Origin of the sequence: Nonomuraea sp. SYSU D8015 (assembly GCF_008065375.1) — a bacterium.
Taxonomy (GTDB): Bacteria; Actinomycetota; Actinomycetes; order Streptosporangiales; family Streptosporangiaceae; genus Nonomuraea.
This window is the reverse complement of the sequence record NZ_VJYI01000027.1, coordinates 94,457-120,034: the sequence shown is the minus strand read 5'-3', so window position 1 is coordinate 120,034 and position 25,578 is coordinate 94,457. Positions and strand designations below refer to the sequence as shown.

The following is a 25,578-nucleotide window of genomic DNA, read 5'->3' as shown; positions in this document are numbered from 1 at the left end:
CTCTTCGTCTTCCAGCAAGCCACCGGGTTCCGTCCTCGACGCAGGACGGCGGCAGTCCCATGCCCGGGAGTGCCTCATGAGCAAGACCATCCTCATCACCGGCGCCAGTTCGGGGTTCGGCGCGCTGTCCGCGCGCGCCCTGGCGCGTGCAGGTCACACCGTGTACGCGGCGACGCGCGCCACCACGGGCCGCAACGCCGGGCGCGTGGCGGAAGCCGCGGCGTACGCCGAGGAACACGACGTCGACCTGCGGACCGTCGAGCTGGACATGCTCGGCACGCAGCGGCTCAACCGGGCGATCCTGCCGCACATGCGCGGGCGGCAGCACGGGCTGCTGGTGTGGATCGGCTCCGGCTCCACCAGGGGTGGCATCCCGCCGCCAACGCCGGCCACCCGGCCGAGCAGGCCGTGATCCGGCCTATGACGAGCGATACGGCGGGCTGATGAAGCAGGTGGGGGCGCGGCTGGCCGCGCTGCAGCCGCCCGGTGCCGGCGCACGCGATCCCAGGCTCTCCCCATCGGCTCCCCAGAGGCGGCCTGCGTTAGGGTCGCGGGTGCGGCAATGCCATATAGAAGGGTTGAACGGGATGAGCGGGACGGTTACGGCGGTCAGCAGCAACGGCGAGTACTCCTTCACCAAGCCGAACCGGGTGAGCATCACCCTGCTCGCCGGGCTCGGCGTGGAGGGGGACGTGCACGCGGGCGTGACGGTCAAGCACCGCTCCCGGGTCGCCCAGGATCCCACCCAGCCGAACCTCCGCCAGGTGCACCTCATTCACGAGGAGCTTTTCGCCGAGGTCGGCGAGGCGGGTTTCACGGTGAAGCCGGGTGAGCTCGGCGAGAACATCACGACCAAGGGCCTCGATCTGCTGGGCCTGCCAGTCGGCACCCTGCTGCGCATCGGCGAGGAGGCCGTGGTGGAGCTGACCGGGGTGCGCAATCCTTGCCTGCAGATCGACAACTTCCAGAACGGCCTGCTCAAGCAGGTCGTCGGCCGCGACGCGGAGGGCAACGTGGTGCGCAAGGCCGGCGTCATGAGCGTCGTCAGGACCGGTGGCGTCGTGCGCCCCGGCGACGTGATCAAGGTCGAGCTCCCGGCCGGGCCGCACCGCCCCCTCGACCGGGTCTGACCTCCCCCGGGGCCGATCGGGGCCGGATGAGGCGTCAGGGGTGCCGCACCCAGACGTCCGGGCTGATGGGCAGCGTCGTCCCCGAGCCGGTGGAAGGTCTGTCCATGGAGCTCGGCGTCCGCATCCGGGAATGGGGCGGCGGGCATGTGATCGCCGCTCCGCCCGCCGAGGAGATCGGCGGCTGACTTTCAGCCGGCGGCGGCCGACAGCAGAGAGAGGGCCGCCTGGCGGGCGTGCTCGCCGGCCGCCGCCAGGTCCTGACGGGCGGCCACGCGGTCGCTGCGGGCTTCCAGCACGGCCTGGACGAGGCCGTCCTTGGTGCCGAAGTGCCGGTAGAGCGTCTCCTTGGACACGCCCAGGCGGGTGCACAGCTCGGCCACGCCGATGCCGTCGAGTCCGCGCTCGTACAGCAAACCGGTGGCCGCCGTCAGGATGGCGGCCCGGGTGCGGCCGGGGTCGATGGTCGAGCCGTTGGGAACTGGCATGAGTTCGATGGGTGGCGGCTGCCACCGGAAAATCGGTGGACGGCGTCGGTATCGTGCCGAGCATGAACATGATCGACGTCGACCGGTTCATCGCCGACGGATTCGCCAAGGTGGAGGCGGTGGTGCCGCGCGAGGTCGGGGATGCGGCCAGAGCGCTGCTGTGGCGGCAGATCGGCCTGTCACCGGACGATCCCTCCGGGTGGACGCAGCCGGTGGTGTGGGCGGCGGACCTGACCGGGCAGGGGCCGTTCGGGCAGATCATGGCCAGCCCGAAGCTGCACGCGGCGCTGGACGCCGTCGCCGGCCCGGGCGGATGGGCGCCGCGCGGCAGCGTCGGCAACATCCCCATCCGGTTCCCGCGGGTGCCGCCCGCCGACGACCGGGGCTGGCACGTCGACCACAACACCCAGCGGCCCGACGGCACGTGGGGGGTGAGCGGACGGCCGGGCACCTTGCTGCTGCTGGTGCTCTTCTCCGAGGTCGGCCCCGACGACGCGCCCACCCGGGTGCGCGCCGGGTCCCAGCGTGACCTGGCCGCGGTGCTGGACGAGCAGGTGATCGACCCCATGAAGTCCGGGCCGCTCTTCGACGAGACGGGCCGTGACCGTCCCGTGGCGCTGGCGACGGGACGGCCGGGGGACGCGTACGTGCTGCATCCGTTCACCGTGCACGCCGCTCAAGAGCACCTGGGCGCCGAGCCGCGGTTCATGGCGCAGATGCCGATCGTGCTGGCCAAGCCGCTGGCGCCGGGCGATGACACGCCCCTCGCGCGGGCCGCCGGCTGGTGAGGCGCACCGCCGTGGTCAGCAGCGCCAGTCCTGCCGCGTGGCCCACTCGCGCAGGCTCGTCGTCCCCGTCCTGATCAGCGCCGGGTCCGGGGCCGGAGGCGGCGGCGTGCCAGGCGGGGGCGGGGTGTAGGCGGCGGCGATCCCCGCGGCGGCTTCGGGCCCGAGGTGCGGGGCCAGCATGCGCTCGTACTCCCCCGGCTCGACGGTCCGCCACCGCAGGTCGCGCCGCAGCGCGGCGGCGAGCTCCGCGGCGGCCTGGTCACCGGTCAGCGCCTGGGGGCCGGCCACGATGCGCAGCGGCGGCGGGGCGGGGTCGGTGACGAGCTCGGCGATGGCGGCGGCCAGGTCGTCGAGCGCGAGCCACGGCACCGGCAGCTCGGCGGCCAGCGGGTAGGCGATCTCCCCCCCGGCCACCAGCGGCAGCGACCAGGGGGCGGCCAGGTTCTCCATGTACGTGCGCGCCGGCCCGACCACCGCGGCGACGTCGACGACGCCCGGCAGCTCGGCTGCCAGCAGCACCCGGGCGTCCACGAAGGGCACCCCTATGGGCTCGGCGACGGGCGGGCCTCCAGTGTTGAAGACCGCCCGCGGCACCCCCGCGCCCTTCAGCGCGCCGAGCACCGCCTCGGCCTGCGGCACCGCCGAGTCGGCGGCGAACGCCAGCGGCAGTTGCACGACGACCGCGTCGGCCCCGGCGTAGGCGTCGGTGAGGGAGGCGGGAACGGACAGGTCGGCGACGACCGGTTCGGCGCCGGCGGGCAGGCCCGGCGCGGAGGCGCTGCGGACGACGGCCCGGACGCGATGGCCCGCGGCGAGGAGACGGCGGACGACAGGGCTGCCCTGGGTGCCGGTCGCTCCATGGACGACGACGGTTGATCTGCTCATGGACCGGCACATTAGTTTCCCATATGAAGTAGTACCTAGGATGAAATATTGTTTCCGTGTGGAAACCAATGGGGTGGACCTCGTCTCCCGGCTGAAGACGGCGTGCCCGCGGGGGTGCGGTGTCGAGCGGACGCTGAAGGTGCTCGACGGCAAATGGACGACGCTGATCATCCGGGAGCTGCTGACCGGCCCCAAGCGGTTCGGGGAGCTGCGGTCCGCCCTGGGCGAGCCCAGCGCCAAGACGCTCACCGACCGGCTGCGTGCCCTGGAGCATCAGAGGATCCTCACCCGTACGGTGCACGCGGAGGTGCCGCCCCGGGTCGTCTACGAGCTCACCGAACAGGGTCAGAGCCTCAGCGGCATCCTCTACGCCATGCTCGTGTGGGGCGAGGAGCATCCGCTCACCGAGGAGGATCACTGACGGCGGGCCCGTCGCCGGTGGCACGCAGGAAGCGCTGGGCGAGCCTCCGCAGCTCCGCGATCAGCTCGGGTGAGCCCTCGACTGTGAAGTCCTCGCCGAGCATGGCCAGGTAGCTCGCCAGCATCAGGGGATCGTCCGAGCCGGGCTCGAAGACGCACCGGTCCTCGCCCAGCGGCCGGATCTCGGCCGGCACCGGCAGCTTCGCCGCCACCCGCTCGGCGGGCGCGTGGACGGTCACACGTGCGCGGTAGCGCCAGGTCGCGGTGCCGACGCCGCGGGCGACGTGCCGGGCGACGTCGCCGCCCTCGGGCAGCGGGCGCGGGGTGAAGCGGGGACCGGCCGGGGTGCGGGGCCGGATGCGGTCGACGCGGAAGGTGCGCCAGCCGTCGCGGTCGAGGTCCCACGCCAGCAGGTACCAGCGGCGGCCGGTGTGGACGAGGCGGTGCGGCTCGGCCACGCGAAGACTGTGCCCGCCGTCGTGGTCGCGGTAGTCGAAGCGGAGCCGCTCCTGATCACGGCAGGCGGTCGCGATCGTGGTCAGGACGCCGGCGTCGACGCTCGGCCCCGACCAGGGCGCCGGCACCGTGTACGCCTGCAGCGCGTCCACGCGGCGGCGCAGCCGGGACGGCAGCACCTGCTGCAGCTTGACCAGCGCGCGGGCGGAGGTCTCCTCGATCCCGGCCACGGTGCCGCCGGCGGCGGTGCGCAGGCTCACGGCGATGGCGACGGCCTCCTCGTCGTCGAGCAGCAGCGGCGGCAGGTGCGCGCCGGCGCCGAGCCGGTAGCCGCCGGCCGCTCCTGGGGTGGCCTGCACCGGGTAGCCGAGGGCGCGCAGCCGTTCCATGTCGTTGCCGATGGTGCGCGTGGTCACCTCCAGGCGGGCGGCCAACTCGTCGCCCGTCCAGTCGCGGCGGGCTTGGAGCAGGGACAGCAGTTTCAGCAGGCGGGCCGAGGTCTCCAACATTCTTCAAGTGTGCTCCCGATTCCGGAAAGAGCCGTTCCTGAATGGCCCGTAGCGTCGGGGTATCCCGATGCGAAGGAGAATTCCGATGGAGATCCGGCCGTTCAGCATCGCCATCCCGCAGTCCGACGTCGACGACCTGGCCGACCGGCTGGCCAGGACGCGCTGGCCCGACGAGCTGCCCGGCTCGGGCTGGAGCCGCGGCGTGCCGCTGGAGTTCCTGAAGGAGCTGGCCGCGTACTGGGCTGATGGTTTCGACTGGCGCGCCGCCGAGGCGCGGCTGAACGAGTTCCCGCAGTTCGTCACCGAGATCGACGGGCAGCCGATCCACTTCCTGCACGTCCGCTCCGGCAACCCCGACGCCCTGCCGCTGCTGCTCACCCACGGGTTCCCGAGTGCGTTCGCCGAGTTCACCACCCTGATCGGACACTTGCGGCAGGACTTCCACCTGGTGGTGCCGTCGCTGCCCGGCTTCGGCTTCTCCACCCCGGTTGGCGAGGCCGGGTGGGCGATGGGCCGCACCGCGCGGGCCTGGGTCGAGCTGATGCGCCGTCTCGGGTACGACCGCTACGGCGTGCACGGCGGCGACGTCGGCGCGGGCGTGTCCGGCGCGGTGGCCGGGCTCGACGGCGAGCACGTGGCCGGGCTCCACGTGGTGACCGACCCGTTCACGGCGGCGAACACCGCCACGTTCCTGCCCGGGATGGCCGAGCGGCTGGACCCGGATAACCCCGTGGACCAGCTGGCGCTGGAGCGGATGGCGCAGTTCCGCCAGGAGGGCGGCGGCTACCTGGCGATCCAGAACAGCCGGCCGCAGACCATCGGATACCTGCTCAACGACTCCCCGGCCGGGCAGCTCGGCTGGATCGCGGAGAAGTTCGAGGAGTGGACCGACCTGCCCTACGACCGGGATCAGCTGCTGACGATCGTCAGCCTGTACTGGTTCACCGGCTCGGGGATCTCAGCCGCGCGTTTCCTGTACGAGCAGGCGCACTCCTCCGACTGGGGCGCGCCGCCGGCTGTGCCGCAGGCGTTCGCGGTGTTCGGCGCCGACGCCACGGTCCGCAAGCTGCTCGACCCGCCCGCCGGCACGCATTGGACGGAGTACGAGCGCGGCAGGCACTTCCCCGCCATGGAGGCGCCCGAGGTGCTGGCCGCCGACCTGCGGGGCTTCTTCTCCGGGCTCAAGTGACGGCTCTTCCCTTTCCGGCCCCGGTCAGGCGATCTCCTTCAGGTCGAGGATCGGGCCGAACGGGTCGTCGAGACGCCGGCCGTCGCGCTGCTCACGCTGCTCGCGCTCGGTGAGCAGGCACGAGTCCAGCAGGGCGCGCAAGCGGCCGGTGTCGAGGTCGGGGCCGGTGAAGACGAGGTGCTGCACGCGGTCGCCGCACTCGGGGTCCCAGTCCAGGGAGGCGGCCAGGCGACGCGCGGGCGAAATCAGGTCCCAGGCGGCGCCGGGCAGCGCGGCCAGCCAGGGTCCGGCGTCCTCGACCGAGACGATCCCGGCCACGGCGTCCCAGGCCAGCATCCGGTCGGGCCGGGTGGCCAGCCAGAAGCGGCCGCGCGAGCGCACCGACTCGGTGACCAGCTCGTCCACGGCCTCGAACAGCCGGCCCGGGTGCAGCGGCCGGCGTTCGCGCCAGACCATGGTGACGATCTCGTCGGTCTGGGCGTCGCACGGCAGCCGGGCGGTGCCGGGTTCGACGCGTTCGGCCAGCTCAGCGGCGCACACGGCCGGCCCGGTGACGGAGGGCAGGCCGGTGACCAGGTGGACCGGCGTGACGGGGGCCAGGTGGGACAGCACGGCGCGCGACAGCTCCCGGTCGCCCTCGTCGCCGCCGTGCAGCACCAGAGCGGTCGGGTACTCGATCTGCCGGGCCATGACCTCCGCCAGATAGCGCTGGTCGCCTGCGGCCGCCATCTTGCCGACCTCGGCCAGCCGCTCCCCGCACGTCAGGTCATCGGGCATGGCGGCGGCGTCCAGCGCGGTGAGCACGCCGGTGAGCCGCAGCACGTCGTGAGCCTCCGGGCAGTCGACGGCCTCGGCCACCGAGCGCGGCTCCACCGAATCCCACAGGTCGGCGATCAGCAGCGTGGCGGCGGGCGCCAGCCTGATCAGCTGCGGGATGAGGTCCTCGCGCACGGTGCAGGTCACGCAGCCGTGCGCGAGCCGCACCTCCGTCTCGTCCCTGACGCCGGCCCGGTCGCGCACGGTTCGCCGGACCAGGCCGCCGGCGACCCGGGTGAGGTCGTGGTGGACGGCGACCGAGCCGGGGTGGTCGGCCAGCAGCCGCTCGACGGTGGCCGTGCGTGCCGGGCCGTGCAGGCCCGCGACGAGGACGACGGGAGTGGGCACCGAACCTCCAGTTGCCAAAATGAAAATCGTTGTCGTTATCATGGCACAGATTGGCGACCCGGAAGGAACCGCATTGGCGAGAAACGACCTACGCCCGGTGATCAAGCTCCGCTCGACCGCGGGGACCGGCTACACGTACGTCACCACGAAGAACCGGCGCAACGACCCCGACCGGCTGACGCTGCGCAAGTACGACCCGATCGCGCGGCGGCACGTGCCGTTCCGCGAGGAACGATGAGAGGAACCGATGTCCGCCCACTGCCAGCTCACCGGCGTCAAGCCGGTCTTCGGCAACAACGTCTCCCACTCCCACCGGCGCACCCGCCGGCGGTGGAACCCCAACATCCAGAGCCGCCGCTACTGGCTGCCCAGCGAGGGGCGCTTCGTCCGGCTGACGCTCAGCGCCCGGGCGATCAAGACCGTCGACAAGATCGGCATCGAGCAGGCCGTCGCCCGCATCCGGGCGCGAGGAGAGAAGATCTGATGGCCAAGAAGAGCAAGATCGTGGCCAATGAGCGCCGCAAGGCCGTCGTGGAGCGTCACGCGGCGCGGCGGGCCGAGCTGAAGGAGATCATCCGCACCGGCACGCCGCAGGAGCGGGAGCAGGCCGTACGCGAGCTTAACCGCCAGCCGCGCGACGCCAGCGCCACCCGCGTCCGCAACCGCGACTCCATCGACGGCCGCCCCCGCGGGCACCTGAGCAAGTTCGGGCTGTCGAGGGTGCGCTTCCGCGAGATGGCACACCGGGGCGAGCTGCCCGGTGTGACGAAGGCGAGCTGGTGATCGTGGCCGTACCCAAGCGCAAGACCTCCCGCAGCAACACCCGCCACCGCCGCAGCCAGTGGAAGGCAGCCGTCCCCGACCTGGTGCCGATCACCGTGAACGGGCGCGAACTGCTGGTGCCGCGGCCGCTCTTCCGCGCCTACCAGAGAGGCCTGATCGCCATCCGCTGACGTCCTCAGCCGGGATCCTGGAGGGCGGCGAGGTGGTCCGAGACCGGGCCCAGGGAGAGCAGGCCGCTGCCCGCTCCCGCCAGCTCCCCGGCCGCGGGGGCGAGGGCGTCGCGGGCGCGCCGCATCGCCTCACGGTCGCCGATGGCCACGGCGGCCCTGGCCACCAGGCACCACATCGCCTCCATCAGCAGGTCACCCGGCGGGTCAGGGACCTCGCGCAGCGCCGCGGCCGCCTCCTCGGGGTGGCCGCCCGCCGCCAGCAGGAGGGGGCGGACCCACGGCTCGTACGGTCCCCAGTCCGTCTCGCCCGTCGTCCGGTGGGGAGGCCGGCGCCGGCGGTCGTCGAGCCACGAGGCGTCCACGGGCAGGCCGCGCCGCACCCGCATGCACAGCACGGCCAGCGGCAGCAGCCCGCGCTCCAGTCCCGGCATGCCGGCGCCGTCCAGGCGGGCGGCGGCGTCGCGGTAAGCGGTTTCGGCCTCGTCCGGAGTCGCGTGGCCGGCCGCGTCCAGCCGCAGTGCCCGGTACCAGCCGGTGAACACCCCCACCAGCGGCCGCTCATGCCGCTCCGCCAGCCCTTCCGCGGCGGCCGCGTGCCGGTCGGCGCCGGCGAAGTCGCCGAGGGCGCAGCGGGCCTGCAGCCGGATGAGGTGGCCGAGGACCTCGTAGGTGTCCATTCCGTGCCGGGCCGACAGCGCCACCAGCTCGGCGCCGATCTCGTCGCGGCGGCCGGCCAGGCCCGTACGGTGGAAGCTCTGCATGAACACGCCGTTGAGCGCGAACGCCAGCAGCGCCGGATCGTCCAGCCGCCGAGCGATCTCCTCCGCCTGCCGGGCCGCCTCGGCCCCACGCGTGCCGCGATCGGTGACACCGGCCGGCGCGCCCTCTGATCGTCCGGTGTCACCACGGGACCCCAGGACACCTGTACGCCGTTCCGCCGCACCACCGCCTACCACGGGGACTCCGCTCCGTGATTCCAGGGCGATCGTGGCCAGCAGGCGGGCTCGCGTCGCCTCAGGGGCGGTGGGCGGGAAGGCGGCCAGGGCACCTCCGGCCGCCGCGACGACCTGGGCCGCCTGCGCCGGGTCGTCCGAACGGGTCCAGATCGCCGGCACGTCGTACGAGCCGATCACCCGCGCGGTCAGCTCCACATCGCCCAGCTCCTCCGCCGCCGCGATCGCCGCCACGCGGTGCCGGCGCGCCGCCACCAGCCCGGCTCCGCCGGTGACGGCCAGGTCGCGCATCAGGCTCATCGTGGACTCCAGCCGCGCCCGGGCGCCCGACGGCACGCTGCGGTCGTAGGCGGCCGCCGCCTGCGCCCACACCGACCCCGCCGTGTCCGGCGCCGGGTCCAGATGGGGCGCGTGGCGCAGGATGTCGGCCTCCAGAGCGCGCAGGCGCGGCCCCGGGTCCACGCCCAGATGCTCCACCAGCAGGGCGCGCGCCCGGCGCAGCACCGCGAGGGCGTCGCCCTGGCGGCCGGTACGGTACAGCGCCAGGGCCAGCAGCCGCCACGCGTCCTCCCGCCACGGGTGCTCGGCCACGTGCGCGTCCAGATCCGGCACCGCCTCGGCCGCCAGCCCCGTCGCCAGCCGCGCCTCGGCCTGCCGTTCGACGGCGCGCAGCCGCAGCTCGGCCAGCCGGGACCGCTCCGCCCGCGCCCACGCCTGGTCGGCGAAGTCGGCGTACGCGGGCCCGCGCCACCAGCCCAGTGCCTCCTCCAGCCGCTCGGCGACCTCCTCGGGTGGAAGCGCCGCGGTGACCGCCTGCTCGAAGCGCCAGGCGTCCACCGCGTCGGGGGCGGGGCGCAACGCGTACCCGGGCCCTTCGGTGACCAGCAACCGTGGCGCGGTCCGGGGTGGCCGGTCGGGCTCCAGCGCGCGGCGCAGCGCCGCGACGAACGTACGCACCGCGCCCACCGCACCCTCCGGCGGGTCGTCCTCCCACAGGTCGGCGACCAGGTGGGAGACGGGCACGACCCGGCGTCTGGCGACGATCAGCCGGGCCAGCACCGCCCGATGCCGCGGACCCTTCACGTCGATCACGCCCCCGGCCCCGTCCCAGGCCGTCACCGGCCCCAGCACCCCGAACCCGACCCGCACCGCCGACATCACCCTCCCCCGCCAGCCACGGTAGCGCGCTGATCGGATGCTCATTCGCGCCCGGCACGCTGGAGCCGACCGGATCAGTCATCGCAAGAGGAGCGGAAATCATGATCACCGGGTTCGACTACCGGCGCGTCCCCGTCGCCGACGGTGTGTCGCTCAACGTGGCCGTCGCGGGCTCGGGCAGCCCGATCGTCCTGCTGCACGGTTTTCCTCAGACCCACCTGATGTGGCGGCACGTCGCCGCCGACCTGGCCGCCGACCACACCGTGGTCTGCCCCGACCTGCGCGGGTACGGCGCCAGCGACAAGCCCGCCGAGGCCGGCCCCGGCACCTATGCCAAGCGCACCATGGCCGCCGACGTGGTGAGGCTGGCCCGTGAGCTCGGGTTCGAGCGGTTCGCGCTGGCCGGGCACGACCGCGGCGCCCTGGTCGCCTTCCGCGCCGGGCTCGACCACCCGGCGGCGATCTCCCATCTGGCCTGCCTGGACGTGCTGCCGACCGTGGACATGTGGGACGTGCTGCGGGGCGCGGGCGCGGCCGTCGGCTTCCACCTGTACCTGATGGCGCAGCCGCCCGGCCTGCCCGAGCGCATGATCGCCGCCAGCGCGGACGCGTTCTTCGGCCATTTCCTCGACCTGTGGACCGGCGACCCGCAGGCGATCCCGGACGACGTCCGCGCCGCCTACCTGGAGGCGTGCCGGCAGGCGATCCCCTCGATCGTCGCCGACTACCGCGCCTCCGCCGGCATCGACGTCGAGCACGACCTGGCGGACCGGGAGGCCGGCAACCTTCTGCGGATGCCGGTGACCGTGCTGCAGCAGGACTGGGGCGCCGCACTCGGGTACGACGCGGCGGCGTTGTGGCGGGCCTGGGCGCCCGACCTGCGGCACGAGACCGTCACCTGCGGCCACTTCATGGCCGAGGAGGCCCCGGCCGACATCGCCAAGGCCCTGCGCGCCCTGCTCGCCCGCTGACCACCTCTCATTAGGGGCTGCTCACCTGAAGGCGTCGAGGTCCTCGGCCGCCCAGTCGCGGAAGGTGCGCGGTGTCAGGCCGGTCAGGTCGTGGACGGCAGGCAGCGGGGTGCCGAACAGGACGGCGTTCCTCTCAGCCCCGCCCAGACGACCAGCGGGCAGGTCGGTCAGGCGGGGGACCGGGCCGGCACCCGGTGCCGTACGCCACTGGGTGCCGACCTGGGCGCGGCTGCGGACGGTCAGCTCTCTTGGTCGCTAGCGCCGTGGAGCGCGTGCCGCTCCAGGTGCCGGGCGCACACCTGTGCCCACGTCAGGTTCGTCACCGCAACGCGCCGAAGAACGCCCGGATGTCGGCCGCGTGGTCCTGCGGCACCTCCATCGCCACGAAGTGGCCGCCGGGATTCCCCTCCGGCCAGTGAACGATCTTGTTGTCCCGCTCGGCGAGGCGGCGCATCAGAGCGGAGCCGCCCCCATACACGCCGGACGGCACCCGGTTCTGCCCCTTCGGCCAGGCGAAAGCGCCGTCCTCGGCCAGGGTCACGCGCTCGTACATCGGCCACGAGGACGACCCTGACGTGCCGGTGAACCAGTACAGCGAGGCGTTGGTCAGCATCAGGTCCCGGTCGATGGCCTGCTCAGGAGTGTCCACCGTGATGCTGAACTCCTTGAACTTCTGGATCAGCCAGGCCAGCAGCCCGACCGGGGAGTCGTTCCAGGCGTAGGCGAAGGTCTGCGGCGCGGCCCGCAGCAGCGCGTGATGGTCCACGCCGCCGCTCATCCACTGTTGCATCATCTGCCATTCGGCCCGCTCGGCGTCGTTCATGTCCGGCACGTCGGCCTCGGTCGGGAAGCCGAACCCGCCGTCGATGTGCACGCCGACGACGTGCTCCGGGTCCGCCGCGGCCACCGCCGGCGCGATGTAGGCGCCCAGGTCGCCGCCCTGGGTGCCGTACCGGTCGTAGCCGAGGCGGGCCATCAGCTCGGCCCACATCCGGGCCACCCGCTCGACCGTGAACCCGGTTCGCGGCGGGGCCTGGGAGAAGCCGAAGCCCGGCACCGACGGCACCACGACGTGGAAGGCGTGCGCCGGGTCGGCCCCGTGCGCGCGAGGATCGGTCAGCGGGCCGATCAGATCGGCGAACTCTACGAACGAGTTGGGCCAGCCGTGCGTGAGGATCAGCGGCAGCGCGTCCGGCTCCGGGGAGCGTACATGCAGGAAGTGCACGTCCAGCCCGTCGATGCCGGTGATGAACTGGGGGAACTGGTTCAGCCGCGCCTCGTGGACGCGCCAGTCGTATCCGCCCGCCCAGTGGTCGACCAGGTCCCGCAGGTAGTCCACCGGCACCCCGCGGCTCCAGTCGTCGCCGGGCAGTTGCCGGGGCCAGCGGGTACGGGTCAGCCTGTCGCGCAGGTCGTCGAGGTCGGCTTGCGGGATGTCGATCCGGAATGGCGTCATGTGAATCACCCTAGGATTCATGTAGGTCAGGTTCTGGCACATATGGCTGGCATTCTTGATTCATGTCTTCAGATACCTCAGGCCGGCTGCTGAGCCTGCTGTCGTTGCTGCAGACCCCCCGCGAGTGGCCGGGCAGCGAGCTGGCCGCGCGGCTGGGCGTGAGCCTGCGCACCATCCGCCGAGACGTGGACCGGCTCCGCGAACTGGGCTACCCGGTGAACGCCACGATGGGCGCGGTCGGCGGGTACCGGCTGGCCGCCGGCAAGGCGATGCCGCCGCTGCTGCTGGATGAGGAGGAGGCGGTGGCGATCGCGGTGGGGCTGCGCACCGCGGCCGGGCACGCGGTGGCCGGCATCGAGGAGGCGTCGGTACGGGCGCTGGCCAAGCTGGAGCAGGTGCTGCCCGCCAAGCTGCGGCACCGGGTCGGCGCGCTCGGCGCGGCCACCGAGCCGCTGCTGACCTGGGAGCAGCCCGCAGTCGACCCGGAGCGGCTGGCCACGCTGGCCTCGGCCATCGCCAACCGGGAGCGGCTGCGCTTGTCGTACCGCCGGCACGACGGGGTGACCGGCGAGCGCCGGGTGGAGCCGTACCGGCTGGTCTCGGCGGGGCGGCGCTGGTACCTGGTCGGCTACGACAACGACCGGGACGACTGGCGGATCTTCCGGGTGGACCGGATCGGGGAACTGACGTGCATCGCCGTGCGTACCGCGCCGCGGCAGCTGCCCGCGGCGGACGCGGCCGCGTATGTGACCGGCAAGCTGCTGGAACTGGCTCCGGTCTACCGGACGGTGGCGACCCTGCACGCGCCGATCGAGCGGGTGGCCGGGCGGGTCGGCGACTCTCCCGGCGACCTGCAGCCCATCGACGCGGGCAGCTGCCGGCTGAACGGCCACACCGACACCCTGGAGTGGACGGCGTGGCGGCTGCTGTCGCTCGGCTGCGAGTTCGAGGTGCACGAGCCGCCGGAGCTGGTGGCGTACCTGCGCGAGCTGGCCGGCCGAGCGGCCCGGGCGGCGGGGCCGCCGACGGACGGCGCGGCGTCCGAGAAGACCGCCGGCGAGCCGGCGGCGGGCGACTGAGATGCCCCTCATCTCAGTCGCCGTGCGGCTTCCCCGACCAGGTCGTACGCCTCCGCGCCGACATCAGGTGATCTTGGGGGTGGCGCGCATGCCGACGTATACGCAGGCGGTCCCGTCGGACAGGGTGGAGAAGACGACGGGCATGTAGTCCTCGCTGAAGGAGGGGCCCGCGCCGGAGGCGGCGAACACGGTCGGGGTCACTGGGGTGAGGTCCATGTCCAAGGGCGGGGACATGTCCTTCATGCCATCGATGAACTCGTACCGCATGTGCGCGCCGCCGTCCACGCCCCTGCTGACCGTGATGACCACGCCTTCGCGCCGGTAGGTGCCGAGCAGCGGGGCGAGGTCGACGGCGGGCGGCTGCGCCGGCGGCCCGAACGGGGCGGGCATGGTGACCCCGGCCAGCTCGGCGAGCAACTCGCGGAACAGGTCGGCGTAGAGCAGGCGGGCACTGCCGCCGTTGGTCATCAGGACGAGGACGAGCCCGGCGTGCGGGACGACCCGCAGGTAGGCGTACTGGCCGATGGCGGCGCCGTCGTGGCCGTAGCCGGGGATGCCGGCCCAGTCGTAGAGGGTCCAGCCGAGGCCCCAGCCGTCGGCGGAGACCGTCCACTTGTCGGGCACGTCGACCTCGCGGCGCTGCATCGCGGCGACCGCCTCCGCCGACAGCACGCGGGTGCCGTCGGGGGCGAGGCCACCGTCGAGGTGCAGCTTGGCGAAGCGGGCCATGTCGCCGGCGGAGACGATGACGCGGCCGGCCGGGCCGGCCGAGCGCGGCATCAGGTCCCAGACCGGCGCCGGGTCGGGGTCGGCGCCGGGCTCCCCCAGGTGGCTCATCGCCGTCCGGAAGCGCAGCGCCTCCTCCGGCAGCGTCATCGAACGCTCCAGGCCGAGCGGGGTGAACAGCAGGTCCTTGAGCGCCTGGTCCCAGGTCCGGCCGGTGAGCACCTCGATGAGCCGGCCGAGCACCACGTAGCCGAGCCCGCCGTAGGAGATCGCGGTGCCGGGCGGGCAGTCCAGCGGCACGTCCCTGGCGGCCTGGACATACAAGGCGAGACAGTCGTCGCCGCGACCGCTGTCGTGGTTGAAGTCGTTGGTGACGCCGCCGGTGTGGGACAGCAGGTGCCGGACGGTGATCTCGGCGGTTGACCGGGGGTCCGGGGTGGCGAACTCGGGCAGCACGTCGGCCACCCGCGTGTCCAGGCCCAGCCGGCCCTCGTCGATCAGCCGCATGACGAGCGTGGCGGTGTAGACCTTGGCGATCGAGCCGGACAGGAACACCGAGTCCGTCGTCACCTCCACACCGGTGCCGCGGTGCAGCACGCCGCTGGTCAGCTCGTGCACCCGGCCGTCGGTCAGCACGGCCAGCGCGGCGCCCGGGACGTGGTGCGCGGCGCGCAGCTCGTCGAGCCGGGCCTGCCAGTGCTCGCGCTCGAAGCGGCGGCCGGCCGAGTCGCGCAGGCCCCAGTCGCCCTGCGCGGTCCAGGAGCCCTCGGCGTTCCAGCTCAGTTCCGTGGTCATGAATCTCTCCTCAGTACGGTGTCGATAGGGGTAAGGGTCAGGTCAGGAGTGGGTGGGCGTCGCGAGCTCGCGCGTCGTCGCGCCGGTGGGGCCCGCCGGACCCGGCGCCCCGGCCTCCTTGCCGCCGCGCAGGACTGGACCGCCGACCAGGCCGACCATGGCGACGGCGCTCCACGCGGTCAGCGCCTTGCGGTGCTCCCGCTCGTCGAACACGGTGATCAGGATGGACAGCGCGCTGGGCATGATGAGGGCGCCGCCGACACCCATCGCCACGCGGGCGGCGGCGAGCTGGACGGGATCGGCGGCGTGGGCGGCCGCGAGCCAGGCAGCGCCGAACAGCGCCGGCCCGATGACCACGACGCGACGGCGGCCGAAGCGGTCCGACAGGCAGCACCAGCGTGCTGAGACACAGGACGATCAGGATCAGCCGGCGACGCGAACTGCTGATGTTCATGCAAAGCCTTCTTCAGGTACGTACGTTGTTCGCCTCATGCGCACGCTGTACTCCACCGGACGTGTGGGCGCGCGGGAAAGGCGGAGTGGGGGTCAGAACCCGGCAGGCGGGACCCATTCGACGAGTTGCACGACGATGCCGTTGGGGTCGGTCAGCCGCAGTTGCCACTCCCCCCACGGCGCTTCGCGCAGCGGCGTGGTGATCGGGGCGTCCTCGCGACGCAGCCGTTCGTGCTCAGCGACGATGCCGGTCACCGTGAAGGAGACGATGACGCCGGGGCGTCCGGCAGACGGCCGGGGCGGACGTCCGGCGTCGCGCTGCTGCAGGACGATGTCGACGGCCGCGTCGTCGCGTGTCAGGCAGGTGAACCCGTCGCCGACGACCGCCTCGCGGAAGCGCAGGTGCGAGGTGAAGAACCGGACGGAGGCGGCCAGATCCTCCACGGTGAACCACAGCGCCGATTCCGTGACGTTCATGCCGCCGGCGCCGCCCCGCCTCTCGCTCAAGGGTGTCGGTCGATACATGCCACACTTCCTGGTCTGTGCCCGTTCGCCGCGGTCGGCCGCGACGAGTCGAGCATGCCGGGCGGAGCAGGCCAGGAACAACGGCCGCCTCCGCAACGTCGATTAACACTGGGGTTCACGATCGGGGGACGTGGTGGAGTTACGTGACATCGAGATCTTCTTGACGCTCGCGGAAGAGCTGCACTTCACCAGGACCGCCGAACGCCTGCACGTGAGCCCCGCCCGCATCAGCCAGGCCATCAGGAAGCAGGAGCGCGAGGTCGGCGCCAAGCTGTTCGAGCGCACCAGCCGCAGCGTCCGGCTCACCTCGATCGGCGAGCGGCTGTACGGCGACCTGCGCCTCGTCCACCGGGGCCTGCGCGAGAGCATGGAGCGGGCCCGGCTGGCCGCCCAGGGCAAGACCGAGGTGCTGCGCGTCGGCATGCTGCCAGGCAACGCCTACGACCTGCGCCCCTACTGGGAAGAGTTCCGCGCCCGCCACCCGAGCTGGGGGCTGCGCATCCGGCACAACCCGTTCATCGACCCGTTCGCCCCACTACGCGACGGCGAGGTGGACGTCCTGGTCTCCTGGCTCCCGGTGGAGGAGCCCGACCTCACCGTCGGGCCGGCCGTCTTCACCGAGCCCAGGGTGCTGCTCGCGGCGCCCGGCCACGAGCTGGCCGACCGAGGGTCCGTCTCGCTCGAAGCCCTGGGTGATTTCGGCGTCCTGCGACCCTCCACGGCCCTGCCCGACTACTGGGAAGACGCCTTCGTCCCCTTCGAGACCCCCAGCGGCCGCCCCATCGAGCGGGGCCCGGCCGTGCGGGAGATGGACGATATCCTCACCATCGTCGGCTCCGGCGAGGCCGTTCACCACCTAGGCGCGCACGCCGCCCGCTACTACGCCCGCCCAGGAGTCCTCTACCTGCCTCTGCGCGACGCGCCCTGCCTGAAATGGGGCCTGGTATGGCGGAGCGATGCCGAGACCGAGCCGATCTGCGCTCTGGCCCGGGTGGTCCGCGACCTCGGCACCGCAGCGCTGTAACCACGGGCCGCCGCGGCGATCCAGGCGTCCCGTGCCGTTGGCGCGTCGACTACCGCTACGCCATGGTGCGGTCTCGTCACAATGCCAGGTGGGGCTGCGTAGGCCGGCTTGGTAGGCGATGACGACGAGTTGGGCGCGATCGCGGGCGCCGCGCCGCCCGACGACGCCGTGATTCTCGACCTGAGCCTTTGGACGATGTGCCGCAGAAGGATATGACGCCCGCTACAGATAACGCCCTATTGTCTGTGACATCGCCGATCGCGACCTGCGGTAACGGATGCGGCCACCGCCGCGATGCTCGGCCGTGATCGCCTCCATGCCGCCCCTTTTGTTTCATTTCATGGGGTCCCGCCACCAAGAACGATCTCCCAGTGACCTCCACAGCGATCACACAAGAGGCGCAGGAGAGACGATCATGTGAAATGCGGGCTCGGCACGGCGTCAACCGGATCAAACGGATGCCTGGACGTGCCGTCCGCTCCGGCAAGACCCGAAGTGCCACCTGACCGGCCTGTGGATCCGGACCGCTCGCCCGCCCCGGCCGTGACGGGCGAGGGTTCACCGGTCGCCGCAGACGGCGGCGGTCAGCGCGGTGATCGCGGCCGGGACGACCGTGGCCGGGTTGGGGTTCAGGGTGACCGCGATGGCCGCCTGCCGCCGCCCGTCCGGCGTGCTGACGACCATCCCCGTGTATCCGCGCACGCCGCCGACATGCCCGTACACCGGGCCGCAGCCGAGGTCGTAACGGTGCACCCCCAGGCCGATCCCCTTCACCCACGGCATCGGCATGTCGGCGGCCGGGACCGACGCCGTCATCTCCCGCATCAACGTCGCCGGAAGCAGCCGGCCGGTGAACAACGCTCGGTACAACGCGGTCAGATCGGACACTGTGGACACCATCGAGCCGGCCGCTCCGCTCTGGTTGATCGTCTGCTCGGTGAAGTCCACGAGCCGGTCGTAGTCGGCGTCGGGTCTGCCCGGCAGGTCGCCGGGCATGTAGCCGCGCAGATGCGGGCCGCGGACGCGGGCCCGGCCGTCGCCGTAGGAGGTGCCGGACAGGCCCAGAGGCCGGATCAGGCGGCGAGCCACCTGCTGCTCGTACGTCTCCCCGGTGACCCGCTCGATCAGCTTGCCGAGGACCACGTAATTGGTGTTCGAGTACGTCGCCCGCCCGGCGCCGGGCGGCCCACCGGGCTGGGCGAACGCCAGCGCCAGCCTGCGCTCGTCCGGCAGCCGGTCCAGGCGGTGGCGCTGCCAGTCCTGCGAGGTCCGCAGCCCCAGGGCGGCGTAGAAGTCCGGCAGGCCGCTGGTGTGCCGGAGCAGGTCGCGTACCGTGATCGCCCCGCCGTTCGGCACGCCGGGCAGCCACCGGCCGATCGGGTCCTCCAGCGCCACCCGGCGCTCGGCGACCAGCTGCAGCACCACCACGGCCGTGAACGTCTTGGTGATGCTCGCCACCCGGTATCGATCCGATGCCTTCGCCGGGCGGCCGGTGCGCCGGTCGGCGACGCCGGCCGCGGCCCGCTCCACCCGGCCGTCTTCCCGTACCGCCATGACGGCCGCGGGCGCGCCCTCACGCGTGATCGCCTCCAGCGGCGCGCTTGCTGAAGGCTCCGGGGCGGCGCTCAGGCCGGCCACCAGAGCCAGGACGATGAGGATTCTCATGGCCGCCGACGCTAGGCGCACGCCCTGACCGGCGGCATCGGAGCACAGGACCATTCCGCGGCTACGCCGGCGGCGTGGCATCTCATCCTTTCGCGTATTCTCCGTCCGGCGGCCGCTCGCTACCGTTCTTCAGGTGATCCGACGGCATCCGGCGGCGGCGCTCGAGGCGGGTTCGGCTCTGGCCACCGCGCTCGCCGTCGTCGCCTTCCCCGCCCTGACCGGCGGCCCGCTGTCCTGGGGCGGGACCGTCCCGGCCGCGGTGTGCCTGGCGGGCCTGCACCTGGCCGGGCGCCGCCGGCCCCGTGGCCGCGCTGGTCGCGAGCGCGTTCGTCCTGATCGGTCTCGGTGCGGCCGGGATGGGGCCCGGCTGGGTGTGGCCGGCCAGCGCCGCCTACGCCCGCGCGGCGCTGCGCGGGCGCCTCGCCTGGGCGGTCGGCGTCGGGGTGCTCTGCCTCGTCACCGGCTCGGCTCTCGGGGCACGCCTGCCGGCCGGGGAGGCGCTGTGGCTGGGCCTCCTGCTGGCCGGCGCCCTCGCCTACCGCGCCCATGCCCGCCTCCGGCAGGAGAGCTCCGCCCGCCGCCGCGCCGCCGAACGGGTGGCCCTGGCCCGGGAGGTGCACGACGTCATCGCCCACACTCTCGCCGTTCTCGGTGTGCAGCTCACGGTCGCCGAGGACGCCTTCGACGACGCTCCCGCCGAAGCCAGGCAGGCGCTGCGTACGGCTCAGCGGGTGCGCGGCGAGGCCGTGGCCGAACTGCGCTCCCTGATCGGGGCCCTGCGCTACGACGGCGATCCCGACGGCCGCCTGGCGGCGCTCCTCGATCAGGTACGCGCCTCCGGCCTGCGGGTGACGCTCCACCGGACCGGCCGCCCGCCTGCCGCCGTGCCGGATCCGGTGTCCTGGACGATCTACCGCGTGGTGCAGGAGGCCCTGACCAACACCGTCAAACACGGCCAGGCCCGCTCCGCCGAGGTGATCCTTCACTACCGGCCCGCCGAAATGCGCCTCACCGTCACTGACGACGGCCAATCCGGTCACGGCTGTACGGACAGCGGCGCCCCCGCAGGCGACGACCGCCCCGGCGGCCACGTCCATGTGCACGAGGACCGCGCCGTCGGCGGCTCTGCCGGCGGCGACCACGCCTGCGACGACAGCGGCCGTCACACCACCGGGGGCGACCGGCTCACCGGCCGTGCGACGTGCGGCGATGGTCCCGGCCATGGCATCGCGGGCATGCGCGAGCGCGTCGCCTCCCTGGGCGGCGCCCTGACGGCGGGCCCGGCCGGGCGGGGCTTCGCCGTCGAGGCCGTCATCCCCTTCACCGGCCCGGCGGCGCAACGCTCTGATCGGCCATCGGGAGCCGCCGGACGGCCGCATGCCGATCGGCCATCGGGAGCCGCCGGACGGCCGCATGCCGATCCGCCGTCGGCGGCCGCTGGAAGGCAGCATGCCAATCGGCCGTCGGCGGCCGCTGGACAGCCGCACGCGGATGCGCCGCCGCGATCCACCCAACCGTCCGCCTCCGGCGGTCCGGCGGCCCGGTCCGCGCCATGACCATCACCGTCCTGATCGCCGACGATCAGGATCTCGTCCGCGCAGGGTTCCGCAGCCTGCTCGGCCGGGCCCGTGACATCAGGGTCACCGCCGAGGCCGCCACCGGCGACGAGGCCGTGCGCGCCGCCCGCCAGGTCCGCCCGGACGTCGTGCTGATGGACATCCACATGCCCGGTCTCGACGGCCTGACCGCCACCGAACGCATCCTGGCCGACCATCCCGCCACCCGCGTGATCATCGTGACCACGTTCGACACCGACGAGCACGTCTTCCGTGCCCTGCGCATCGGCGCGGGCGGCTTCCTCACCAAGGACGTGGGGGCCGACGAGCTGCGCGAGGCGGTCAGAACGGTCGCGGCCGGCGACGCGCTGCTCTCCCCCGGCGTCACCCGCCGCGTGATCGAGCAGTTCGCCCACCAGCCGCCCCCGGCGCGGACCAGCCTGCCCGGCCTGACCCCGCGCGAACACGAGGTCATCCGCCTGGTCGCCGCCGGCCACTCCAACACCGACATCGCCCGCCGCCTGTACATCAGCCCGCACACCGTCAAGACGCACATCACCAACATGATCAACAAGCTGGGGCTGCGGGACCGGACCCAGCTCGCCATCCTGGCCTACGAGACCGGCCTCGTCCGTCCCTCTGCCCGCCCTGACTGACCTCCGCCGTTCACCGGGCCACGAGCTGCCGCAGCCGTCGTGCCTCCTGCACGAGCCTGCTGGATCCCTTGCGGGCCGCGATCTCGGCCACTTCCGGCAGGTCGGCGCGGGCCCCGGCGATCCTGGCCGCTCTGGCGCCGGCGGCCAGCAGGTCGGCCAGCCCGGCGCGCGGCCGCTCGCCGGCCTTGGGCAGCAACCCGGGCAGCACCCGTACGATCAACGCCCATACCGCCTCGTGCGCGCCCGCCTGCGTGGCGTCGTCGAGGACCGCAACCATCCGGTTGAGCTTGAGGAAGCCGGCCTCGGCCAGGCACACGACGGCCTCCCCCAGCTCGGCCACGGGCACCTCGCCGCGGGTGGCGAGGGTCAGCAGGGCCTCGGCGGCGGCCGCCCGGTCGGCCGCATGGGGGTGGCCCATGCCGCAGGCCAGCGCGTAGGCCATGCCGGGGCCGGTCGGGCCGTCGCCATGGGCCAGGCTCGCCAGCACACGGGCCTCGCCGCCGCCGGTCTCCATCGTGGAGAACAGGCGGTCGGCCAGGTGGGCGGCCACGACGTCACGGTGTGACGGCATGGCGGCCGGCCACCACGACGGCGTGGACAGGTGGCCCCACCGCGGCTCCAGCAGCTCCCCGATGGCGCCGATCGCGTCGGGCGCGTCGGGCGCGTCGGGCAGGGTGACGGTGGCCTGCAGCACCGGCCACGAGCAGCCGTGCCGGTACTCCTTGCCGAGGCGGACCGTCACCCGCGGGTCGGCGGGCCGGCCGGCGGCCATCCAGGCGGCGCAGGCCCGGCCCGCGTCGGAGGTGAGGCGGCCGGCGCGGGCGGCGTCGGCGGCGGGGATCTCACGCGGCAGCCGGAGCAGGGCCTGCGTCAGGTCGGCGGGCAGCGCCGCGACGCCGGCCGCCTCCAGGCGTTCGAGGCGGTCGAGCAGCACGCCGGGCTCGAGGTGGCCGGTGCCCGCCGTGGGGGTGGCCAGCACGACGGGGTAGGCGCCGCCGTCCTCGAAGCGCGCCGTGAACTCTTGGGCGCGGCGCAGGTAGAGCCGATCGATCGTGCCCGCGGTCGCCGTCCAAGCGTCGTGGTGGTGCGGCGATGTCCGGGACAGGGCCCTGCTGTCCTGCGGGGAGGCGAACGCCAGGAAGGCGCGGCGCAGTGCTTCGACCACGGTGTCGAAGGTCATGTGCCCGTAGCGGCCGAACGCGCGTGGGTCGAACGGGTGCCACCACGGGTGTAACGCGGCGCGCAGCGCCTCGGGGTCGCGGTGCGACCAGTCGGCCAGGTCGGCGAGGAGGCGTTCGAAGTCGTACACGTCCGGCGGCCAGACGAAGGTGGCGAGCGCGTGTGCGAGCTCGCCCGGCGAAGCGAAGTGCGGCGGCATCCGCCGGCCGTCCCCGGCCTCGGCCAGCGGCGTGACGGTCGCCGCCTCCTCATCGATGGCGCCCCCGTACGCGGCGGCGATCTTCTCACGCAGCTCGTCGGGCAGGACGGCCGCCGAGTCCCGGACCGCCTCCCGCCCGTCGGCACCGGCCTGCGGGGCCAGCGTGACCGCCAGCGCTGCGGCCCGCTCCTGCAACGCCAGCGTGTCCTGCCGGAAGATCATCGCCATCGCCCGCAACACCGTGTCCACCCGCCCCGGCCCCCCGCCACGCCCCGCCGCTCCACCCCCGGCGATCTGCCCGGGACCTGTCGGGTCGAGGGCCGGGATGGCGGCTGGCTGCCGTCCTGGGTCTCCGCTCCCGGCAGCCCGTCCGGGCTCCCTGTCACGGCTCGTCGGGCCGATCCCGGCGATCTGCCCGGGACTGGTCGGGTCGAGCGCCGGGATGTCGGCCCGGCCGGAACCTGTGCCATGGCCCTCCGTGCCGCCCCCTGCGGTCGGCGCAAGCGCTCCGCCATGCCCGGCCGGATCGCTCCCAGCGGCAAGTCCTGGGTCTCCGCCACCTCGGGCCGAGCCGCTCCCGGCGACCCGTCCCGGCTCTCCGTCACGTCCCGCCGGGCCGGCCCCGGCGACCGGCCCGGGGCTGGTCGGGTCGAGGGCGGGGATGCCGGCCTGGCCGGGAGCTCCCTCACGCCCGGTCGGGGCGGTGGTCGCTTCGGGGTCTTCGTCACGTCCCGCCAGGGCGGCGGTCGGTTCGGGGAGTTCGTCGGGGCGCGCCGGGACGAGGGCGGGGATGGGGTGCGGGGCGCGGAGCACGGCGTCGGCGGCCCAGGACAGGACGGCGCGCAGCAGCTTCTTCTCCGGGCGGAACGCCAGCGCCTCCAGCGCCTCGGCGAACAGCTCCTCCTCCAGCCGCCCGGCCTCCTCCAGCCGCCGCAGCTGCGCCAGCGCCATGTCGGCCACCGCGACGGGACCGGCAGGCAGCAGCCTGGCGTAGTCGCGGGCATGCCCGGCCGCCTCGTCCAGATCGAGGTCGAGCCGGTCGTGCAGGACCGCCAGCGGGGCGGGCGCGGCGGGCCCGTCGCGCAGCAGCCGCCCGATGAGCCCGTCGATCACGCCCGCGCGTTCGAGCAGCCCGTCGGCGACCAGCCGGACGACGCTCTCCACCACGCGCCTGACGTCCATCAGGGCCAGCGCGTCGATCTCGAACAGGCGCGGCCCGTACGCGGCCAGCAGCGGGTCACCGGCGGCCGTGCCGGGGACGAGCTGCCGCAGCCAGCCCGTCATGAACGGATCTCCGCCCGGCGGCTCGACGCCGTTCTCGCGCACGAGCGCCGCGGTCACCGCCCACGGCCACCGGTCGGTGTGGCGCAGCCGCGCGGCCAGGCGCAACGCCAGGTCGGCCTGCCAGGCGGCGGGCCGCAGGCGCAGCAACCGGAGCAGGTGGGGCACGTCGCCATATCCCCCGCGGCGCCGGAACTCGCGGCGCAGCAGCCACGCGGTGACGGCCGCGGCGCCGCTCAGGCAGCCGGCGCCCGCCACCAGCAGGGGCGACAGCCGCCGGTCCCATTCCCACCAGCCGACCCGGTCGGGCCCGTGGGCGGCCAGGTAGCGCGGCAGCTCGGCCGCGATCGTCCTGCGACCGGCCGCGTCCAGTTCCGCGACCAGGCGGGTCGTGCCGGCCACGTCGCCGGCCCGGACGTGTGTGAGCAGGTCGTCCCATGCGCTCACGCGGGCGCTCCCTGCGGTTCGGCTCACCATGATCAGGACGTTAGCGGGCGTCCACGACAATCCCGCGGACCGTCCGGCGACGACCCTGTGACCCATCCGGCGAAGGCCGCGTGACTGTCCGGCGACGCCCCGCGCCCCCGGCTGCGGCCCTGAATGTGATATGATCATTTTGTCATGAACACTCATGACACCCCGCAACCGCACGTGATCCTCGCCGGCGACCCCGACAGCCCCGCCTCACGCTTCGTCGCCGCCATGACCTCCGGCGACTCCCAGGCCCTCGACCACGCCTACGAGGACGACGCCGTGCTGGTGCCGGTCCCCGGTTGCCCCGTCACCGGCCCCGATCGGCTCGCCGCCAACCGTCACCTGCAGAGCTTCGGGCTTCCCATCCAGGCCAGTCCCCGCCACGTCTACGTCGCCGGCGACATCGCGCTGCTCATCGTGGACTGGTCGATGCGCGGCACCGCCCGCGACGGCAGCGCCGTCGACCTCAGCGGCACCGCCACCGACGTCGTCCGGCGCGGCGCCGACGGCCGGTGGCGTTATGTCATCGACAACCCCCACGGCACCGCCTGACCCGGGTCCTAGGGCGAAGGCCCGGCAACGGTCGCGGACCATGGGAGCGAGGCGCCGGGCCGCGGCCCGCCCCAGCGTGTGGGGGCCATGACGTTCCTGGTGAACCGGAGCGACCTGCAAGGCCGGCCGCCAGGTCGTACGTGAGTTGCTGCCTCTTGGCCGGCCGGTGCGGGCCCTGACCCGCGACCCCGCCCCGGGCCGGCCTGCCCCGAGCAGGAGACCTGACCGACCCCGGCCGCGTACGGGCCGCGCTGCGCGGCGTGGTCGGCGCACACCTGCTGACCGTGGGCGGCGACGACCACGCCACGCTGCCCACCGGCCCCGAACTGGCCGCGATGGCGGCCGAGGCCGGGGCGCGGCGGGTGACCCTGATGTCGAACGGGGCGCCCGGCCCGGTGGAGGAGGCCTTCGAGCACGGCGACGTCGAGTGGACGCGGATCGAGCCGGTCGACTTTCATGAGCAACACGCTGGGCTGGGCGCCGGCCCTCCGCGCCGAGGGGCGGGTGCCGGAGCCGTTCGGCGACGTCCCGATGGCCGTGATCCACGAGGCCGACGTGGGCGCGGCGGTGGCCGCGGTGCTCGTCGCCGGCGGAGGCGGGTTACGCCGAAGGAGCTGATCGAGTTGCTGGCTTCCTGGCAGGGCCACCCGCCGCCGCAGGCGTACACGGTCTCGCCGGCGGTGCGGGAACTCACCGGCCGCCGGCCGCGCACGTTCGAGCAGTGGGTACGCGAGCACGCCCGCTGCTGGTCCTGGACGGCTACGAGCACCTGACGCAGGGATGCGCGCAGCTGACCGAGGAGCTGCTGCGCACCGCTCCACGCCTGCGCATCCTGGCCACCAGCCGCCACCGCCTGGGCGTCACCGGCGAGCAACTGCTGGCCATCGGACCGCTGCC

Annotated in this window: 29 protein-coding genes; 18 read left to right on the top strand and 11 right to left on the bottom strand. The window is 73.7% G+C overall.

Going from position 1 to position 25,578, the window contains the following annotated elements; translation table 11 throughout:
• Positions 1-76: 76 nt before the first annotated feature.
• The 3 genes from ID574_RS50675 to ID574_RS50665 all read left to right on the top strand — a co-directional run bounded on the left by ID574_RS50675 (position 77) and on the right by ID574_RS50665 (position 1,315).
• Positions 77-412 carry an SDR family NAD(P)-dependent oxidoreductase gene (locus ID574_RS50675; RefSeq protein WP_188196253.1) on the top strand — a complete coding sequence of 112 codons (336 nt, stop codon included), beginning with the start codon at positions 77-79 and terminating at the stop codon, positions 410-412.
• Positions 413-587: 175 nt separating this feature from the next.
• Positions 588-1,130 (top strand): MOSC domain-containing protein, encoded by a 543-nt coding sequence (locus ID574_RS50670; protein WP_188196252.1) that lies wholly within the window; start codon positions 588-590, stop codon positions 1,128-1,130.
• A gap of 26 nt (positions 1,131-1,156) precedes the next feature.
• Positions 1,157-1,315, top strand: coding sequence for a hypothetical protein (locus tag ID574_RS50665; RefSeq protein ID WP_188196251.1), 159 nt, complete (start codon positions 1,157-1,159; stop codon positions 1,313-1,315).
• A gap of 3 nt (positions 1,316-1,318) precedes the next feature.
• Here ID574_RS50665 and ID574_RS50660 read toward each other — a convergent pair whose 3' ends face one another.
• Positions 1,319-1,615, bottom strand: coding sequence for a TetR/AcrR family transcriptional regulator (locus ID574_RS50660; RefSeq protein ID WP_223167918.1), 297 nt, complete (start codon positions 1,613-1,615; stop codon positions 1,319-1,321).
• Positions 1,616-1,677: 62 nt separating this feature from the next.
• On the opposite strand from ID574_RS50660, the gene ID574_RS50655 reads away from it, so the two are divergent.
• Positions 1,678-2,403 (top strand): phytanoyl-CoA dioxygenase family protein, encoded by a 726-nt coding sequence (locus ID574_RS50655; protein ID WP_223167917.1) that lies wholly within the window; start codon positions 1,678-1,680, stop codon positions 2,401-2,403.
• Positions 2,404-2,418: 15 nt separating this feature from the next.
• On the opposite strand, the gene ID574_RS50650 is transcribed toward ID574_RS50655, so the two are convergent.
• Positions 2,419-3,288: an SDR family oxidoreductase gene (locus ID574_RS50650; RefSeq protein ID WP_188196250.1), complete on the bottom strand. Its 870-nt coding sequence runs from the start codon at positions 3,286-3,288 to the stop codon at positions 2,419-2,421.
• Positions 3,289-3,346: 58 nt separating this feature from the next.
• On the opposite strand from ID574_RS50650, the gene ID574_RS50645 reads away from it, so the two are divergent.
• Positions 3,347-3,709 (top strand): winged helix-turn-helix transcriptional regulator, encoded by a 363-nt coding sequence (locus ID574_RS50645; protein ID WP_223167916.1) that lies wholly within the window; start codon positions 3,347-3,349, stop codon positions 3,707-3,709.
• On the opposite strand, the gene ID574_RS50640 is transcribed toward ID574_RS50645, so the two are convergent.
• A complete protein-coding gene (locus tag ID574_RS50640; RefSeq protein WP_188196248.1) occupies positions 3,690-4,673 on the bottom strand; it encodes a helix-turn-helix transcriptional regulator in 984 nt (327 codons plus the stop codon). The genes ID574_RS50645 and ID574_RS50640 overlap by 20 nt on opposite strands.
• An 85-nt stretch (positions 4,674-4,758) precedes the next feature.
• Between ID574_RS50640 and ID574_RS50635 the strand changes: the two genes are divergently transcribed.
• Complete coding sequence (locus ID574_RS50635; RefSeq protein ID WP_188196247.1) at positions 4,759-5,862, top strand: epoxide hydrolase family protein; 1,104 nt, start codon at positions 4,759-4,761, stop codon at positions 5,860-5,862.
• A gap of 24 nt (positions 5,863-5,886) precedes the next feature.
• On the opposite strand, the gene ID574_RS50630 is transcribed toward ID574_RS50635, so the two are convergent.
• Complete coding sequence (locus tag ID574_RS50630) at positions 5,887-7,026, bottom strand: CobW family GTP-binding protein (protein ID WP_223167915.1); 1,140 nt, start codon at positions 7,024-7,026, stop codon at positions 5,887-5,889.
• Between the two features lie 73 nt (positions 7,027-7,099).
• On the opposite strand from ID574_RS50630, the gene rpmG reads away from it, so the two are divergent.
• Genes rpmG through rpmF form a run of 4 tightly spaced genes read left to right on the top strand, consistent with a single transcriptional unit; the run spans position 7,100 to position 7,979 of the window.
• Positions 7,100-7,264, top strand: coding sequence for a 50S ribosomal protein L33 (gene rpmG, locus ID574_RS50625; protein ID WP_188196245.1), 165 nt, complete (start codon positions 7,100-7,102; stop codon positions 7,262-7,264).
• Positions 7,265-7,273: 9 nt separating this feature from the next.
• Positions 7,274-7,510, top strand: a complete 237-nt coding sequence (gene rpmB / locus ID574_RS50620) for a 50S ribosomal protein L28 (protein ID WP_188196244.1) — start codon at positions 7,274-7,276, stop codon at positions 7,508-7,510.
• On the top strand, positions 7,510-7,809 hold the full coding sequence (rpsN, locus tag ID574_RS50615; RefSeq protein WP_188196243.1) for a 30S ribosomal protein S14: 300 nt from the start codon (positions 7,510-7,512) through the stop codon (positions 7,807-7,809). The genes rpmB and rpsN overlap by 1 nt, the downstream gene beginning before the upstream one ends.
• Positions 7,810-7,811: 2 nt before the next feature.
• The gene (gene rpmF / locus ID574_RS50610; RefSeq protein ID WP_188196275.1) at positions 7,812-7,979 is read left to right on the top strand and encodes a 50S ribosomal protein L32; all 168 of its coding nucleotides are present in this window, start codon (positions 7,812-7,814) and stop codon (positions 7,977-7,979) included.
• A gap of 5 nt (positions 7,980-7,984) precedes the next feature.
• Here rpmF and ID574_RS50605 read toward each other — a convergent pair whose 3' ends face one another.
• Positions 7,985-10,090: an AfsR/SARP family transcriptional regulator gene (locus tag ID574_RS50605; RefSeq protein WP_223167914.1), complete on the bottom strand. Its 2,106-nt coding sequence runs from the start codon at positions 10,088-10,090 to the stop codon at positions 7,985-7,987.
• 101 nt (positions 10,091-10,191) lie between these two features.
• On the opposite strand from ID574_RS50605, the gene ID574_RS50600 reads away from it, so the two are divergent.
• Entirely contained in the window at positions 10,192-11,061 is an 870-nt protein-coding gene (locus ID574_RS50600; protein WP_188196242.1) for an alpha/beta fold hydrolase, read from the top strand.
• A gap of 319 nt (positions 11,062-11,380) precedes the next feature.
• Here the strand turns inward: ID574_RS50600 and ID574_RS50595 are convergent, their stop codons facing one another.
• Complete coding sequence (locus tag ID574_RS50595) at positions 11,381-12,517, bottom strand: epoxide hydrolase family protein (RefSeq protein WP_188196241.1); 1,137 nt, start codon at positions 12,515-12,517, stop codon at positions 11,381-11,383.
• 62 nt (positions 12,518-12,579) lie between these two features.
• Between ID574_RS50595 and ID574_RS50590 the strand changes: the two genes are divergently transcribed.
• Positions 12,580-13,596, top strand: a complete 1,017-nt coding sequence (locus ID574_RS50590) for a helix-turn-helix transcriptional regulator (protein ID WP_188196240.1) — start codon at positions 12,580-12,582, stop codon at positions 13,594-13,596.
• Positions 13,597-13,659: 63 nt separating this feature from the next.
• Here the strand turns inward: ID574_RS50590 and ID574_RS50585 are convergent, their stop codons facing one another.
• The 3 genes from ID574_RS50585 to ID574_RS50575 form a co-directional block, all read right to left on the bottom strand.
• Positions 13,660-15,117 (bottom strand): serine hydrolase domain-containing protein, encoded by a 1,458-nt coding sequence (locus tag ID574_RS50585; protein ID WP_188196239.1) that lies wholly within the window; start codon positions 15,115-15,117, stop codon positions 13,660-13,662.
• Between the two features lie 42 nt (positions 15,118-15,159).
• The gene (locus tag ID574_RS50580; protein ID WP_223167921.1) at positions 15,160-15,504 is read right to left on the bottom strand and encodes an MFS transporter; all 345 of its coding nucleotides are present in this window, start codon (positions 15,502-15,504) and stop codon (positions 15,160-15,162) included.
• A 159-nt stretch (positions 15,505-15,663) separates the two neighbouring features.
• Positions 15,664-16,095: a VOC family protein gene (locus ID574_RS50575; RefSeq protein ID WP_223167913.1), complete on the bottom strand. Its 432-nt coding sequence runs from the start codon at positions 16,093-16,095 to the stop codon at positions 15,664-15,666.
• A 130-nt stretch (positions 16,096-16,225) separates the two neighbouring features.
• Here ID574_RS50575 and ID574_RS50570 point away from each other — a divergent pair, with 130 nt between their 5' ends.
• Positions 16,226-17,119 (top strand): LysR family transcriptional regulator, encoded by an 894-nt coding sequence (locus ID574_RS50570; protein WP_223167912.1) that lies wholly within the window; start codon positions 16,226-16,228, stop codon positions 17,117-17,119.
• A gap of 558 nt (positions 17,120-17,677) precedes the next feature.
• Here ID574_RS50570 and ID574_RS50565 read toward each other — a convergent pair.
• A complete protein-coding gene (locus ID574_RS50565) occupies positions 17,678-18,784 on the bottom strand; it encodes a serine hydrolase domain-containing protein (RefSeq protein WP_188196238.1) in 1,107 nt (368 codons plus the stop codon).
• 302 nt (positions 18,785-19,086) lie between these two features.
• Between ID574_RS50565 and ID574_RS50560 the strand changes: the two genes are divergently transcribed.
• Both ID574_RS50560 and ID574_RS50555 read left to right on the top strand, forming a co-directional pair.
• Positions 19,087-20,340: a sensor histidine kinase gene (locus ID574_RS50560; protein WP_188196237.1), complete on the top strand. Its 1,254-nt coding sequence runs from the start codon at positions 19,087-19,089 to the stop codon at positions 20,338-20,340.
• The gene (locus tag ID574_RS50555) at positions 20,337-20,996 is read left to right on the top strand and encodes a response regulator (RefSeq protein WP_188196236.1); all 660 of its coding nucleotides are present in this window, start codon (positions 20,337-20,339) and stop codon (positions 20,994-20,996) included. The genes ID574_RS50560 and ID574_RS50555 overlap by 4 nt, the downstream gene beginning before the upstream one ends.
• A 10-nt stretch (positions 20,997-21,006) precedes the next feature.
• On the opposite strand, the gene ID574_RS50550 is transcribed toward ID574_RS50555, so the two are convergent.
• Positions 21,007-24,102, bottom strand: a complete 3,096-nt coding sequence (locus ID574_RS50550; RefSeq protein ID WP_188196235.1) for a DUF7825 domain-containing protein — start codon at positions 24,100-24,102, stop codon at positions 21,007-21,009.
• Positions 24,103-24,276: 174 nt separating this feature from the next.
• On the opposite strand from ID574_RS50550, the gene ID574_RS50545 reads away from it, so the two are divergent.
• The 3 genes from ID574_RS50545 to ID574_RS60995 all read left to right on the top strand — a co-directional run bounded on the left by ID574_RS50545 (position 24,277) and on the right by ID574_RS60995 (position 25,454).
• Entirely contained in the window at positions 24,277-24,681 is a 405-nt protein-coding gene (locus ID574_RS50545; protein WP_188196234.1) for a YybH family protein, read from the top strand.
• Between the two features lie 456 nt (positions 24,682-25,137).
• Positions 25,138-25,299, top strand: coding sequence for a hypothetical protein (locus ID574_RS61000; protein WP_223167911.1), 162 nt, complete (start codon positions 25,138-25,140; stop codon positions 25,297-25,299).
• A 5-nt stretch (positions 25,300-25,304) separates the two neighbouring features.
• Entirely contained in the window at positions 25,305-25,454 is a 150-nt protein-coding gene (locus ID574_RS60995; RefSeq protein WP_223167910.1) for a hypothetical protein, read from the top strand.
• Positions 25,455-25,578 lie beyond the last annotated feature (124 nt).